The organism is Chryseobacterium sp. WX, assembly GCF_029542485.1.
Lineage (GTDB): Bacteria > Bacteroidota > Bacteroidia > Flavobacteriales > Weeksellaceae > Chryseobacterium > Chryseobacterium cucumeris.
Map to the genome: position 1 here is coordinate 2,583,559 of NZ_CP120710.1, position 14,016 is coordinate 2,597,574.

Genomic DNA, 14,016 nt, shown 5'->3' on the forward strand with positions numbered 1-14,016 from the left:
GTATAATATTTCTAGAGCTGGAATGTATATTAGAAGATATTTGAGATAAAACAAAATCCGAAGTCTCTCACTTCGGATTCTTTATATCCCATCATCTAAAATACCCCAACTCCCCATTTCCTATCCCCCAACTTTTACTTATATTTGTTTCTATAACGTACACAAATATGCAAAACAAAAAAATACATCAGGGGAGAAATATCAAGCGTTTTCGGGAGATGTTGGGCATCAAGCAGGAGGCTTTGGCTTTTGATCTTGGGGAAGACTGGAACCAGAAGAAGATTTCGCTTTTGGAGCAGAAGGAAACTGTAGAAGAGGATATTTTAGAAAGGATTTCCCAGATTCTGAAAGTTCCCGTGGAAGCTATTGAGAATATGGATGAAGAACAAGCAGTTAATATTATTGCTAATACTTTTCATGATTCTTCTGCTTTTGCTTATACCGCAAATATAAAACCTACTTTTCATCCACTTGAACAAGTATTAGAACTACATAAAGAAAAAATGGAGTTGTACGAAAGAATGCTGAAAGAAAAAGATGAAATGATGGCCAGACTGGAACAGTTGATTCAGAAATAAAAAAACAAAACTAATAACCAACCCTTCATGAAACTCTATACTTTCATAGCAGTATTATTCTTGCTGTCCTTCAGCTGTGCAAAAAAAGACCAATACAGTGTCGGCCAGCAATGGAACTACAAAACCCGTCCTACGGAAAAAAGCTCAACACTTACCATATTAAAGATTGAGGAATACCCTGAAACCGGAAAGTGATTCATATTTCTGTCAGCGGTTTGAAGATGAAAAACCCTGCCAGCCCTACTGGATATGCAGAAAACCTCAGCCATCTTCCCATATCAGAAGAAGCTTTAAACAAAAGTATAACCACCCTGAAAAACGAAACCGGCAAAAAGCCGGATTCTCTTGAACTCGACGGATATTCTTACTGGAAAAAAGAATTCGATAAAGGAAATGCCGGGATATTTACGATTCCTGTTTCTGAGATTGTAAGTACAATGGAAAAATCTATTGTTGCAGGGGATTATATTAAGTAAAACTTTATATATTTTCATCCCCTCTAGCACGATTGTATGCTCCCTATTTAAATTTGAACATATAGATGTTCTCAAATGTTAATTGAATATCTAAATTTGGATGTTTGTAACAAAAAAAACAAATTAAGAATGAAAATGAATTGCAACAAATGTAAAAATGAAGTTATTATTCTAAACTTTTCTGAAGAACAAAAGCTTGATCTTTATATTTTGATGCAAAACGATTTAAAAGTATTTGCTGAAAAAAAATTAATTGACGAATTCAATTTGGACAAAAATGAAGCAAGAATTATTATTCAACATGTAAACAATAGAAATGGCAGATGTGCAGAATGTGAGTTTGAAAAATTGAATGGAGAATATACTGAATGTCCCAATTGTGGTGCTTTTAATTATAATCTTAGTGAACCAGTGTTTAATTTAGAATTTTGCAGTCATTTAGAATGGTCTCTGGATTTTAAAAACATTGAAAATGAAAAGATAAAATATTATGCTAAGAGTTTTTGGTGTGATGGTATACATCATTTACCCGAGGACACAAAATCTTTACTTTATCATAATATTGAAAACAACAAGCAAATAATAACAAAAGCCTGGATTGGATATGGTGGCAATGAAATTTATGAAATGAAAATCAAGTTTGGGGAAAAAGCTATAGAAAATTATAAAAATAATAAAAGTTTAACCGAATGCATTCCAGGAAATAATGAAGTTCCGAATTGGATAAAGTTATTTATGGAAGATAAAAAGATTGAAATTCAATTAAAATAATAACTGTTGCTAACCTGAGTTTACACCCGCTCCGCAAAATCTCAGATACGACGGACAATTTATTGTGATTAAGAATATTGTTATGAACAGAAGAACATTGATAAAAATAAAGCTATACATGAAAAAAAAATTACTCTTAGGAATATTGTTCTCTGTTTCAATTTCTTTTCACATTAAAGCTCAGGATTTTCCACAAAAATTTGAAAAGGAGTTTTGCACTTGTTTATCTGGTAAAACAAATTATACTGATGAAACATTTAAAATTTGTTCCTATGAAGTAATGTCAAAACTTCAGAAAGATTTTGAAAACTTCCATAACAGCACAGCTAACAAAAACAGAAATGATTTCATGAAAGACCTTATGATCAGATTAATAAATAATTGTGATCCTTTCTATATTCATATGGCTGGTGTAAAGAAAACAGGAATGGACAAGTTTAGAAATGATTACAAAGAAATAAGTATCGATTCTCTAAAAAATAAATTTACTGAAACAAAGCTTTTAGCTGATTATTGGGAAATAGCCAACTGGTATTTTGCACATAATGAAAATGAACAGGCTGAAAGGATGTATAAAGAAATTTTAAAAAATGAACCTGATCAAATAGAAGCTGCTTATATGTTAGGAGCACTTTATGATGAATTGGGAAAGTACCAAGAGGCAAAGGTATTATATGACAAAGTGTATGAAAGTACAGGAAATATACAATATAGATTATATTCGGAAATGGACTTGAAAAAGGTAAATAATAATTAAATTCATCAGAAATAAAACGCAGACCTTTTCATTTTCCTTATAAATTCGGATAGAATCATAATATATTACTGGATAATTTGAATGCTTTACAAGAATTTATATTAAATTCTTTTTTGATATTTTCGTAGCAATCAATACAATCACAACATATATGGGAATAACAATTCATTTTGAAGGACGACTTAAAAATGAAGAAAGCTACAATACATTAGTAAAAAAAGTAATTGAGTTTTCATCATTTCAAGAATGGGATCATTTTCAATTTGAAAATGAATCTGTAACTCTGAAAAGAGTAAAAGACGAAGAAAATGTAAACTATGAAGGTCCTACCAAAGGTGTTCATATACAACCTCACGAAAATTCAGAACCCTTAATTTTCGAGTTTGATAAAGATTTGTACATTCAGGAATTCTGCAAAACCCAATTTGCATCCACTGAAATACACATAAAAATAATTGAATTACTTGAGATTTTAAAAGAATATTTCGAATGTCTCAATGTTGTTGATGAAGGAGAGTATTGGGAAACAAAAAATTATGATCAACTAGAAGAACATTGGGAAAACTTCTATATAGCTATGGATAGAACAATTCAGGAAAATAACAGTTTGCAGGGGCCATTCAAACTTAAAAGTGGCAGAATCATTGACCTGATGTAACCCAATATTATAAGCACAGAAGGATTCTTGCAGCAACGGGGATATTCAGCAGCCTCTAAAAAAATAAAGAAACCCGAAGTCTGGACTTCGGGTTTCTTATACGTATATAATCTCCAATTACTCTGAATTTGGAAATATAAGGTATTCAGTATAAATGGGCATTTAAAGTGAATACTGGGCCGTTTAATACTGCTGCAATAAATACTTTAAAATATCTGTAGTAGTCACAATACCTTTTAGCTCACCATTTTCGACCACCGGAACAGAATGAAAACTGTGTTCGGATAAAATCTCTGCCACTTCTTTTATGGTAGTCTCAGGATTTACTGTGAGAGGAGCTTTTGTCATCACCTGCGAAATAGTAAATACGTCGTATACCACTGCTGATACAGGAACATCTTCCGCATCATCCGATTGTTCTACATCCGCATAGCTGATTTTCAATAAATCACTATAACTTAATACGCCTAATAACTTTTGATTTTCGACAACCGGAATATGCCTGATTTTATTTTTTTTAAATAAATTTTCAGCCTCATACAATGATTGTGTAAGATTGAGTGTAATCAGGTCTTTAGTCATAATTTGGGAAATTGGAACTCTTTGTTTCATAGCATTTTTGTTTAGATTATTGTGAAAATTAACAATGAAAAACGAACCATAAATTCCTTTTTCATACTCAAAGTTAGCGAAGAAACACCCGCCTCATCATACTATTACAGCTGATATTTATCAATTTTCTCCGCTGTATGATATGTTAAATATCATGGTTTCATTTTTGTATTTTTTCAAAGAAACTTCTAACTTTAGTATTTAATTTTCAATAACTTACCAAAAAAACAACTTATCTTTTGCAGACAGACAAGCAGATAATAATTTTGTAGAAAAATATCTTTGCTTAACTAAAAGCATTTTAGAAATTCTCCCTGTTCCCCAAACTCTCCCGACTTTGGGGAAATAAAACAAAATCCACCCACACTCTAATTTTTATCCCCAAACTTTCTCTTATCTTTGTTTCAATAACGATCTGAACAATGCTGACGATGTAACACCAAAACAAAATATGGCAACAAAAGAAGAATTCTGGGATAGGAAAAAGAAATTAAATGATGATTTCTTCGTGATGGGCTCTGTGGCCAAACCTGCGACCGAAGAACAAATTAAAAAATATGAAGAAAACACAGGGTTTACCTTCAGTGAAGATGTTAAGGATTTTCTGACCTCATTTGGTTCCTTACTTTTTGAAGTCAAGGAAGAGATCTGGAAACGTCCTCAGGAGTTTGATGTTCTTCCAAGCTGGAAATTCGGGTATGGCTTTTTTGTGTACGGACTTTCGCAGGATGAAGAGATGCCTTCATGGATGGGGTTTGAAGAAACACATCAGGAAGCCCTTGAATATAAGCAAAAGCCACTGGGATAACTATTTTTTAAACGCAGTGGAAACCTCTACAGAGCCTATACCGACAACGGAATCATAAAAATTGAGTATGACAAATACGATGAGGAAGATTATGAAGTATTTGAAGGAAATATTTACGATTTTCTAATTGAAGAAATTAATAATTTAGAACAGGATTATCTGGAATATATCAACGAAGGAAAATCCTGATGAGTTTTACACAAGTTTATACCTCCTGATTTTAAGCCTATAAAACAAAAACACTAAAAACTTACTACCCTTGAAAACAACATTATTATTCCTGTTATTTTTGGGTTCATTGCTGGCCCATGCACAAAAGCTTCATTTCCAAAAACTCGCCGGTATGTCAGCAGGCAGAGGGGCCATAGCAAGTGTAATAGTGAATGATAATATTTATGTGTCTAATGGCTATACAGCAGATAAAGAAGCCAATTATATTGAGAAATATAATATTACCGATGACAGCTGGAGTATTTTCAATGCTACTCTAAGTCCCAAAAGATTTGCTAATTCTGAGGCTTACCATAATAAGATCTATATTTTTAACGGTTTGGGGAACTGTCATCTTGAAATTTTAGATCTTGCAACCAATACCGTAACCGAAGGAGCCATTAATCCTTATTATGCCGGCGGTTCCGGTTCTGCTATATATAATGGGAAAATATATGTGTTTGGAGGCAGCGGATTAAACGGCGCGCCTATATATTCTGATAAATTTCAGTATTACGACATTGCTTCAGATACATGGCATCCATTACCGGATATGCCTATAGCCAAAGAAACAAAAGGTAAAATTGTTAATAATAAACTGTATGTCATTGGTGGTTTTAACGAAGCTTCTTCTAATCTGATCGATGTTTACGACCTTACTACGAATCGTTGGACCGATCAGTATAAAATGCCTGTTGGGATATCCGGCCACTCATTGGCAGTAGCCGATAATAAGATTTTCATTGTAGGTGATTATAATAATCAGGATTTTCTGGCCTATTTTGATACTACCACCCATAAATTCTACCAGCTATCATCCAATATGAGTCCCCGAAGACACGCAGCTGCAGAAGTATATAACAACAGATTATACATCATTGGAGGAAATACAAGTACCCTTCCATCATCCTCTATTAAAAGTACACAAGTTGCAGAGATTAACGAAATAATGTTCAATCTGAATATCCCGTTATCTCCATAGACGACAAAACTATCAGTACCCAGCTCCGCAAAGTCGGGAGACCTGACGCCATCAAAAAATAAAATTCGAATCTCCCACTTCAGATTCAGCTTTTACATATATTTGTTTCTATAAATAGGTAAAACAAACACGAAATCTTACTACCATTGAAAACAAAATTATTATTCCTTTCATTTTTGGGTTCACTGCTCACCTATGCACAAACGCTTCAGTTTAAAACTCTCGCTAATATGTCTGCAGGCAGAGGTGCCATAACAAGTGTCATCGTGGATGATAATATATATGTGAGCAATGGATATCAGCAAAACGGAGGCAACGCCAATTTTATTGAAAAATATAATATTACCGATAATAAATGGAGTGTTCTCAATGCGACTCTAAGTCCCAAAAAATTTGCGAATTCGGAGACGTACGATCATAAGATTTATATTTTTAACGGCTGGGGAAACAGCCATCTTGAAATTGTAGACCTTAAAACCCAGAAAGTAACGAAGGGAGCTGTTAACCGTTCCTATACTGGAAATGCTGGTTCGGCTATCCATAACGGAAAAATATATGTGTTCGGTGGCAGCGGACTCAACAATGCTGCAACCACTGTATTTTCTAACAGATTTCAATATTATGATATTGCTTCCAATACCTGGCATCCACTACCGGATATGCCCAACGCCAGAGAAGCAAAAGGTAAAATTGTGAATGATAAATTGTATGTCATTGGCGGTTTTAACGGTACTTCATCCCGTCTGATCAATGTTTTCGATCTCAATACTAATCGCTGGACCGATCAGTTTATAATGCCTGCCGGAATATCCGGACATTCATTAGCGGTATCCGGTGATAAGATTTTTATGGCAGGAGGTTATAATAATCAGGCTTTTCTGGCTTATTTTGATACGACAACCAACAAATTCCATCAGTTATCCTCCAATATGATCCCAAGAAGACATGCAGCAGCAGAGGTATATAACAATAAATTATACATCATCGGAGGAAGTACAACGTCATCCACCAAATCAGCTATTAAAAGCTTACAAGCAGCTGATATTACTGAAAGTGCACAGGATACAAAAGAAAATTAAGTACACAACATTCTCAAAATAAAAACACTTGATGATAGACGAAATTTTAGTACAAAAAATGATTGAAGATGAAATTCATCCTGATTATACCATCTTCAAATATTATGAAACAGAGCCTTATATTTTTATTTTCTGGAAGCATAAAAAATATGATAAAGATGATGAAAGAGGAAAGTTAATTGGAGTCGGACCTATTGTTTTTGATAAATCACAAAAGAATTATACCATTTTGGGTTCCGGATCAAACAATGCGCATTATTACAAACATTTGCCGGACAATCTGTTTGATGAATACAGAATCATCAATACTTTTGAAAGCATTAAAGCCGGAATTGTAAGGAGAAAGTATGTAAATACTGATGATGTTGACAGATTATGCCAAATTATAACTAATGGTTGGGCCAGTGTTGATTTTGACATGTATTATTCTAAAGACTATGATGTAGAAATTCATATTATAGCTGTTTTGAAAAACAAAGAACAACAAGATATCATCATCAACTTCTGGAATGAAATAGATTATCAATATAAAGTATTGAATGATACGGAAATACTACTTTGGAAAACAAAAGACGAATAAAAAATTAAAAATCAGAAAAGATGGAATTCCTTATGATAAACAAAAACAATAACTAACACAGGCTGACAATCAAATTTAAATAAAAAACAATGAGAAAACATATTATTTCAGGGATTCTAATTCTAATATTCCAGGCATTATCTGCACAGATAAACACTGACCTTATTAAAAAGAATGTCTCTGAAAACCCGCAGGAAAATTTTTATAAACTTTTAGACGTATTCAAAGTAAATCCTTCTGAACTGACGCAGGAGCAGTTGAATCAATTGTATTACGGAAGTAAATTCATAAAAAATGATTACACCATTGGAAATTATAACAGTGAATCCGGAACATTCTGGAAACCTGCCCAAAAAAGACTGTCAAAAAGTAAAGCAGAAAAAATGGTGGCTGAAGCAGAATCAAAATACGCCATCAATCCTCTCAACAAAGATTTACTGGATGATATGATGAATATTTATAGTGCACTTGATGACCATAAAAAAAGAGAATTATGTGCCAAGCAAAAAGATCTCATCATTCAAACGATAGAAAAAAGTGGTGATGGGAAAAGTGAAGAAACAGCAATTTGTGTGTTAACTCCTGGAGAAGTTTTACAACAACTTGAAAATCTCGTTACCGAAGGACCGAGAGCAGACTTTAGTCAAAAAATGAGACAACTTTCAGACGGAAGCATTCTAACCATTTATAAAATTGGAGACAGAGAAGTATTTGTAAAATTGGTTGGCGGATATTTTTAATAACTTCCAATGATGTAAAAATAGGCAGCAATTACATACTTTTCTGCAACATCCCTTCCTATCAATTCACATACTAATGTACCATATTAAGGTAAGCTGCATGGCATGGATAAGATATTATGCTAATTCGTAGATTTGAAAACCAATAACCATACTATGAACGCTCAGGAACTTCAAACATTACTCACCGAAAGAGCAGAAAAATTTCATCTCAAAAATGAAGCGTTTCACACGCTCCAAAAAATACTTTCAGAAGATCCTGAAGAATTGATAGGAGGCTTTGCCCGCCATGAAATTACTTTTGTATTTGAGGGATACCAATATCTGATTGAACAGCGATACCAGGAACCCATTATCCGGGCAAGAATAAGTCTTTGTGTGGAAAAGGAAACGTATGTTGAAAATTTAGAACCCATCGGGTATTATGATCTTGAAATGGATTTTGATGGCGAAATAGTGGACGACTGGTTTGTAATTGAGAAGGAAAAATACCTGAAAGATATTGGAATCATATCCTATTTTCAGGAGATGAATAAAAAGATGCCTCCTCAATATTTACGTAGAAACCACAGTGAATATAAATTTGTTTCTTACATCTCTCTGATTGGAACACTCTTCATCAGCAAAGAATTTGAAGGGGCCGGAGTATTTATCAACAGAGCGAACACTTATTTAAATGACATCGATAATGTTTTACCGGATAAAGATTATTTAAAGAAATGCCGGTATTTTCTGAAAATGATGACCCACTACTTACTAGAAAACAATTTATTATCTGAAAGTTTAAAACAAAGATTGATCGATAATAAGAATAATAACCCACGGCTCTAAACCCCGGACCTTGTATCAATATTAGAAGAAATGTTATGAAAAAAAGACAATTTAAAAAACTTGACAATTCAATTTCAAGCTTTCAATGGATAAAAAAGAAAAGTGAAAGATATTGGCAGAAAGTAGATATGATGGAATGCTGGGGATTCCAGATTCAGGAAGGAAGCAAATGGAAAAAAGGATTGTCAGAGCCTGAATTAGAAGATTTCCAGAAACAACTGAACATCACCTTTCCGGAGTCATTAAAAAACTATTACAGAACGATGAATGGTCTTGATAAACCGGGAATAGATAATAATGGTGGTGAAGGAGAAATTGATTTTGGTCCTATATTTTATTCCTATCCTGATGACATTCCCATCATAAAAGCAAGAATTAAACTGACCTTGGAAGCCAACCGCGTGACTGAAGATATTATGAAGAACCAAAATGTACCTCCAATTATCCCCTATTTAGGACATCGGTTTTTAATACTGGATCATGAAGAAACTGTTCTTTCAATGTTTGGTGATGATATTATATTCTGGGGTGGCAATTTATCAAAAGGAATTGCACAAGATATTTTTCCAATTCGTCATGCTGAAAAAAAGAAAATTGATACAAGCTCATTCTGGAACAAAAAAATAGGATAATTTAACTCAATCGTTCTACTTAGCTACTCCAATCATTACATTACAAGAAGCTGGAAAATTTCTGTAAATATTCAGAAGTAAAAAACATCTATACAACATGAAAAAAGCATTTGAATTTCTCACCCATTTAAAAGAAAATAACAACCGGGAATGGTTTACTCAGCATAAATCTGAATATGATATCATTGTAAAAGAAAATAAAGTTTTTTTTAATCAGATCTATCAGGAACTTCAGGAGTATGATCAGCTTAAAGGAATTCACATTTTTAGAATTTACAATGACGTACGTTTTTCCAAAAACAAAACGCCTTATAAAACCAATTTTGGCGTTGGATATTCCCGCTCGAAGCCCATGTTGAGAGGCGGATATTATATTCAGCTGGAACCGGGCAACAGTTTTGTAGGTGGTGGATTCTGGGGGCCTGAAGCCAAAGATTTACTTCGCATCCGTAAAGAATTTGAAATCAGCAGCACAGAAATTGAAAAAATTATTGCTGATAAAACTTTTATACAATATTTCGGAGAACTTAAAGGAGACTCTGTAAAAACAGCACCGCGGGGTTTTGATAAAAATCATCCGGCTATTGATCTGATCAGGAAAAAACAATTCCTTGTGATGCGGAAATTTACAGATACGGAGGTTTTATCAGACAATTTTCAAAAAGAAGTCCTCCTGACTTTACTCGCCATGCGGCCTTTTTTTGATTATATGAGTGAAATTCTGACCACGGATATGAATGGGGAGCCTTTATTTTAAAACCGGAAGTTTTTTATGTACTCTTTATAAGAACAGGAAAATTCAGTATCTCATTCTGAACCTAACAGTCCAATAAAAAGTAATATTATCTTTAAAAATGAAACGAATCCTGCAAATTTTAATTTTATCCATCATTGATTTTCTACTCATCTGGATCTGGTTCTACGATATTGATCCTGATCCCAGTATTTCTATTGCTGTTGTAATAATGTATCCTTTATTATTTTTTATTAATCTGCTGGCCGGAGGTATTTTGTGGATAACAAAGAAAAAAAATTTATCTAGGTTGTTTATCATCAATTCTGTTGTTTCTGTTGCGATCGCCAGTTTTCTTTGGCCAAATGCTATCAGAAGACACCAAAATCAAATTTGGATCAGCTATAGCTTTCATCACAATGCAAAAAATTACAATATTAGTATTCACAAACCCGATCATACATTTATGATGACAGAATCTGTAAATCCAGGAAGTTCGACTTCATTTCTGGAAGGAGTTTGCAACTATGAAAACGGAAAAATAATTTTAAAAACAGATTCTACCCGATATAGTATTGAACACAATGTATTAATAGGATTTACAAAAAATAAAATACCGCTAAAAAAGGAATAACAACCCTTTATAAAACATGTTCCAATAAAGCTATGAAAAAAGCATCTTTATTCATTTTCGCTTCATTTATACTATTGAGCTGTTCCGAGAATTCAATACGGTCACTAGATTTTGGTGATTTTAGATTAAAGGCTCCAGGAAGTTGGAAAAAATTGAAACCGGAAGCTTGTGATAGTAATGCCGGAATTATCATCACGAAAAATAATGATTCGATTTTCTACGATTACGGACCTTATTCCTATTCATTAGAAGAAAATGTAACGATTATTAACAGAAAAGATCTCAACGAACTTCTAACCGTGAATCCAAAGGCTGATACAACAGAATTTATTGTCATTGATAAAAATGCTAGTAGAGAAGATTTCATCAAAAGTAAAATATCCTATAAAAAAATTGATGGATATAAAGCAAAAATAGTAGAGCCCAAACAAGTAGGCAAAGGAATGACAGGAGTTTATATCGACAGCCTTAAAACTGAATCAATAGGAAATATCAAGTTCAATTTATATGGCATTAATCTGAAGAAAGAAAGTCAGGTAGAACTTTTAAAGGCAATTCAGACATTACAATTTAGAAAATAATATAACTGAGAATTATTTTCTATGGTATTGAATAAAATCTCTCTAATAAGGATTTCCCATTAAGTTTTTTATATTTTTGCTCTGCCAAAAAATTAACAACACCCATGAAACTGTATATTTTATTTGTTCTTCTTTTTATTTCCGGCATAGTAGCTGCACAAGAAAAAGAATATCCATCCATCAAAAAAGGAGATTTTCCGGAAGGCATTTATATGACTCTGGAGGATGTTTTAAATAAAAAACCATCTTCAACCGAAGAGGTCTATTTCAAAGCCTGTGAAAAATGTGATTCTCTTACCATGCCGGAAAAAGCATTCTTTTATTTCAAACAAAAAAATAAGAGGGTAAAAGTTCCATTAGCTGTTTCGCATAAAGGAGAAATGTATTTTCAGACCTATCGAAAATATACCAATAAGAAAGACAATGGATATGATCCTGACCAGTATTCGAGATTTTGCAAAGTTTTGAACTATGGAAGATTCATTTATTTTGAAGAAAACATGAAAGGCTTATGGTCGAAGGCACTCTTAGGAGCATTAACTCCTCTAGCCTACTCTATCAATGGAAAAACCAAAGGAATTGTTTTAGATTTAGACAATAAAGAATTCAATATTCTGCAAAACTGTGATGATTTAAATGACTTTCTATCCAAACATGACCTTCCTGAATTTCAATGTAATTCAGAAACCTTCACTATTGGAGATTTGAGAACAAAAATTGAAGAAATTAATCTGCCTTATCGCTAAGCTGATGTTGACAATATATTGAAAGCCGTTCCGTTGTAAGAACGGCTTTATTCCTTTATAAAACTTTTAACCGATGAAAAAATATATCACAGTGTATCTAATTCTTTTCTCCTGTCTGCTATGGTCACAGGAAATGATTTATCCTAAATATATTTACGAAAAAGATTTAAATAACATTACCATAGAACAAACGGAAGACATCAATCTTTTTAGATATAAACAAATACAGTACATAGGACAGCCTGAAAAAAAAATCACACTCAGCTATACGGATAATGAATGGTATAGTGAAATTTTAAAAAAAAATTATCGGAACAAGGATTTTATTGCTCTTAATCAAGAATTTAATAAACGTCAGTATAAGGATCTCCGAATTTTTGTGGATACATCTCAAAAAACACCCTTAATTAAAACATATACTGACACTACAAAAATATCAAATCTAGACTATGATATCAAAATGGATAGTTTAGCTGCTGGTTTAAAATTATCAAAAGAGATTCCATTCATTATAACGTATTACGATGGATTTCCTGTTACCATTTATAATATGGAAGAAAGAGAGCGCATAATCGGTTTTGGCAATAATGTGATACTAGAACTTGAAGGTTTAGATAAAAATCATCAATGGAAAAAAATAGATAGCTTCAGAAGATATACTTGCGGAGTTGGTATTAAGTTTTTCGTTTTAGAACCCAAAGAAATTGCAACTGTATTTGAGCCTCGTTTAACCGGTAATTTTAAAACAAAATTCAGATATAGATTGGGAAATATCCTTTCTAATGAATTTGACGGAAGCATCAATGATAAATATTTTGAACAATTAGACTAATTTCTTCAATCAAGAAAAAAACAAGCCTCATGACATTCAGGATTTTCTTACTCTTTCTTTTATTTTCTGCGAAAATTGCTGCCTGTAAATGCAATGGTACTCCTACTTTAAAATCTTCTTTTGAAAATGCTGATTTTGTTTTTATTGGGGAAGTATATGATATTACAGAAGTTCCATCTGGGTTTAAAACGGTCCAGAATATTCTAAGTAAAGTAAAAATCAATAAGACCTACAAATCGGATTCCTATGATGGATTTTATACACACAATGCTACCCTTTTCGGATCTCCGCTGCATTCCTGTGATGTTCTTTTTACCCAGAAAGGGGAATATCTGATTTTTGCATATGATGAAAAAGATACCGGATTTCTCTACTCTGACCAATGTTTTATTCAAAAAAAACTGGATGAGCTTTCTCCGGAAGAATTAAAAGAACTGGAATCTTTAAGTTCTCAGTATAAAAAATTATCTGAAAACTCTGATACATCCAGTAATCCTGAACTTACAGATTTGATTGTGGATGATTTCAACCATTCCGATAGAAAGGTCAATGAGCAAAAAATAGAAATATCATCACTCAACCAACAAAATAATAGATATAAAATCATTATTTATATTTCTATTTTTGTGATCGTTATGTTTCTTATAACTCTAATCTTCCTGCGCAGAAAAACACAGCATTGAAATCAATAAGAAGAAAGCAATATATTTGTTCTGAAAACTACATCATGATTAATATTTTCTTTCCCAAAATAAAAAGCCCACGCAGTAGTTTAA

20 protein-coding genes are annotated in these 14,016 nt (G+C 32.8%); 19 read left to right on the top strand and 1 reads right to left on the bottom strand.

Annotated elements, in window-relative coordinates; translation table 11 throughout:
• The first annotated feature begins 167 nt into the window (after positions 1-167).
• The 6 genes from PZ898_RS11540 to PZ898_RS11565 all read left to right on the top strand — a co-directional run bounded on the left by PZ898_RS11540 (position 168) and on the right by PZ898_RS11565 (position 3,240).
• The gene (locus PZ898_RS11540; RefSeq protein ID WP_088584448.1) at positions 168-578 is read left to right on the top strand and encodes a helix-turn-helix transcriptional regulator; all 411 of its coding nucleotides are present in this window, start codon (positions 168-170) and stop codon (positions 576-578) included.
• 27 nt (positions 579-605) lie between these two features.
• Entirely contained in the window at positions 606-773 is a 168-nt protein-coding gene (locus PZ898_RS11545; RefSeq protein WP_277695548.1) for a hypothetical protein, read from the top strand.
• Positions 770-1,054, top strand: a complete 285-nt coding sequence (locus tag PZ898_RS11550; protein ID WP_277695549.1) for a hypothetical protein — start codon at positions 770-772, stop codon at positions 1,052-1,054. The genes PZ898_RS11545 and PZ898_RS11550 overlap by 4 nt, the downstream gene beginning before the upstream one ends.
• Before the next feature lie 75 nt (positions 1,055-1,129).
• The gene (locus PZ898_RS11555; RefSeq protein ID WP_277695550.1) at positions 1,130-1,825 is read left to right on the top strand and encodes a hypothetical protein; all 696 of its coding nucleotides are present in this window, start codon (positions 1,130-1,132) and stop codon (positions 1,823-1,825) included.
• A gap of 82 nt (positions 1,826-1,907) precedes the next feature.
• The gene (locus PZ898_RS11560) at positions 1,908-2,582 is read left to right on the top strand and encodes a tetratricopeptide repeat protein (RefSeq protein WP_277695551.1); all 675 of its coding nucleotides are present in this window, start codon (positions 1,908-1,910) and stop codon (positions 2,580-2,582) included.
• A gap of 151 nt (positions 2,583-2,733) precedes the next feature.
• Positions 2,734-3,240 (top strand): hypothetical protein, encoded by a 507-nt coding sequence (locus PZ898_RS11565; protein WP_123279126.1) that lies wholly within the window; start codon positions 2,734-2,736, stop codon positions 3,238-3,240.
• Positions 3,241-3,423: 183 nt separating this feature from the next.
• On the opposite strand, the gene PZ898_RS11570 is transcribed toward PZ898_RS11565, so the two are convergent.
• Complete coding sequence (locus PZ898_RS11570; RefSeq protein WP_277695552.1) at positions 3,424-3,852, bottom strand: CBS domain-containing protein; 429 nt, start codon at positions 3,850-3,852, stop codon at positions 3,424-3,426.
• A 451-nt stretch (positions 3,853-4,303) separates the two neighbouring features.
• On the opposite strand from PZ898_RS11570, the gene PZ898_RS11575 reads away from it, so the two are divergent.
• From PZ898_RS11575 to PZ898_RS11635, 13 genes are all read left to right on the top strand, one after another.
• On the top strand, positions 4,304-4,660 hold the full coding sequence (locus tag PZ898_RS11575) for an SMI1/KNR4 family protein (RefSeq protein WP_277695553.1): 357 nt from the start codon (positions 4,304-4,306) through the stop codon (positions 4,658-4,660).
• Positions 4,661-4,919: 259 nt separating this feature from the next.
• Positions 4,920-5,852 (top strand): kelch repeat-containing protein, encoded by a 933-nt coding sequence (locus tag PZ898_RS11580; RefSeq protein WP_277695554.1) that lies wholly within the window; start codon positions 4,920-4,922, stop codon positions 5,850-5,852.
• A gap of 146 nt (positions 5,853-5,998) precedes the next feature.
• Entirely contained in the window at positions 5,999-6,931 is a 933-nt protein-coding gene (locus PZ898_RS11585; RefSeq protein ID WP_277695555.1) for a kelch repeat-containing protein, read from the top strand.
• A gap of 31 nt (positions 6,932-6,962) precedes the next feature.
• Positions 6,963-7,511 (top strand): hypothetical protein, encoded by a 549-nt coding sequence (locus PZ898_RS11590; protein WP_277695556.1) that lies wholly within the window; start codon positions 6,963-6,965, stop codon positions 7,509-7,511.
• Between the two features lie 89 nt (positions 7,512-7,600).
• A complete protein-coding gene (locus PZ898_RS11595; protein WP_216443849.1) occupies positions 7,601-8,251 on the top strand; it encodes a DUF4919 domain-containing protein in 651 nt (216 codons plus the stop codon).
• A 156-nt stretch (positions 8,252-8,407) separates the two neighbouring features.
• Positions 8,408-9,082: a hypothetical protein gene (locus tag PZ898_RS11600; RefSeq protein WP_277695557.1), complete on the top strand. Its 675-nt coding sequence runs from the start codon at positions 8,408-8,410 to the stop codon at positions 9,080-9,082.
• 35 nt (positions 9,083-9,117) lie between these two features.
• A complete protein-coding gene (locus PZ898_RS11605) occupies positions 9,118-9,714 on the top strand; it encodes an SMI1/KNR4 family protein (RefSeq protein ID WP_277695558.1) in 597 nt (198 codons plus the stop codon).
• A gap of 97 nt (positions 9,715-9,811) precedes the next feature.
• Entirely contained in the window at positions 9,812-10,471 is a 660-nt protein-coding gene (locus tag PZ898_RS11610) for a DUF2461 domain-containing protein (protein WP_123279114.1), read from the top strand.
• Positions 10,472-10,568: 97 nt separating this feature from the next.
• Positions 10,569-11,081, top strand: a complete 513-nt coding sequence (locus PZ898_RS11615) for a hypothetical protein (RefSeq protein ID WP_277695559.1) — start codon at positions 10,569-10,571, stop codon at positions 11,079-11,081.
• Positions 11,082-11,113: 32 nt separating this feature from the next.
• On the top strand, positions 11,114-11,662 hold the full coding sequence (locus PZ898_RS11620) for a hypothetical protein (RefSeq protein WP_120232823.1): 549 nt from the start codon (positions 11,114-11,116) through the stop codon (positions 11,660-11,662).
• 104 nt (positions 11,663-11,766) lie between these two features.
• Entirely contained in the window at positions 11,767-12,408 is a 642-nt protein-coding gene (locus tag PZ898_RS11625) for a hypothetical protein (RefSeq protein ID WP_277695560.1), read from the top strand.
• Between the two features lie 73 nt (positions 12,409-12,481).
• Positions 12,482-13,240 (top strand): hypothetical protein, encoded by a 759-nt coding sequence (locus PZ898_RS11630; protein ID WP_277695561.1) that lies wholly within the window; start codon positions 12,482-12,484, stop codon positions 13,238-13,240.
• 29 nt (positions 13,241-13,269) lie between these two features.
• Positions 13,270-13,923, top strand: coding sequence for a hypothetical protein (locus PZ898_RS11635; RefSeq protein WP_062675866.1), 654 nt, complete (start codon positions 13,270-13,272; stop codon positions 13,921-13,923).
• Positions 13,924-14,016 lie beyond the last annotated feature (93 nt).

Coding starts and splice junctions, on each gene's coding strand:
- PZ898_RS11555 (WP_277695550.1), top strand. CDS start 1,130: ATGTTAATTGAATATCTAAATTTGGATGTTTGTAACAAAAAAAACAAA.
- PZ898_RS11545 (WP_277695548.1), top strand. CDS start 606: ATGAAACTCTATACTTTCATAGCAGTATTATTCTTGCTGTCCTTCAGC.
- PZ898_RS11590 (WP_277695556.1), top strand. CDS start 6,963: ATGATAGACGAAATTTTAGTACAAAAAATGATTGAAGATGAAATTCAT.
- PZ898_RS11630 (WP_277695561.1), top strand. CDS start 12,482: ATGAAAAAATATATCACAGTGTATCTAATTCTTTTCTCCTGTCTGCTA.
- PZ898_RS11615 (WP_277695559.1), top strand. CDS start 10,569: ATGAAACGAATCCTGCAAATTTTAATTTTATCCATCATTGATTTTCTA.
- PZ898_RS11635 (WP_062675866.1), top strand. CDS start 13,270: ATGACATTCAGGATTTTCTTACTCTTTCTTTTATTTTCTGCGAAAATT.
- PZ898_RS11605 (WP_277695558.1), top strand. CDS start 9,118: ATGAAAAAAAGACAATTTAAAAAACTTGACAATTCAATTTCAAGCTTT.
- PZ898_RS11610 (WP_123279114.1), top strand. CDS start 9,812: ATGAAAAAAGCATTTGAATTTCTCACCCATTTAAAAGAAAATAACAAC.
- PZ898_RS11595 (WP_216443849.1), top strand. CDS start 7,601: ATGAGAAAACATATTATTTCAGGGATTCTAATTCTAATATTCCAGGCA.
- PZ898_RS11620 (WP_120232823.1), top strand. CDS start 11,114: ATGAAAAAAGCATCTTTATTCATTTTCGCTTCATTTATACTATTGAGC.
- PZ898_RS11575 (WP_277695553.1), top strand. CDS start 4,304: ATGGCAACAAAAGAAGAATTCTGGGATAGGAAAAAGAAATTAAATGAT.
- PZ898_RS11625 (WP_277695560.1), top strand. CDS start 11,767: ATGAAACTGTATATTTTATTTGTTCTTCTTTTTATTTCCGGCATAGTA.
- PZ898_RS11540 (WP_088584448.1), top strand. CDS start 168: ATGCAAAACAAAAAAATACATCAGGGGAGAAATATCAAGCGTTTTCGG.
- PZ898_RS11570 (WP_277695552.1), bottom strand. CDS start 3,852: ATGAAACAAAGAGTTCCAATTTCCCAAATTATGACTAAAGACCTGATT.
- PZ898_RS11560 (WP_277695551.1), top strand. CDS start 1,908: ATGAACAGAAGAACATTGATAAAAATAAAGCTATACATGAAAAAAAAA.
- PZ898_RS11565 (WP_123279126.1), top strand. CDS start 2,734: ATGGGAATAACAATTCATTTTGAAGGACGACTTAAAAATGAAGAAAGC.
- PZ898_RS11600 (WP_277695557.1), top strand. CDS start 8,408: ATGAACGCTCAGGAACTTCAAACATTACTCACCGAAAGAGCAGAAAAA.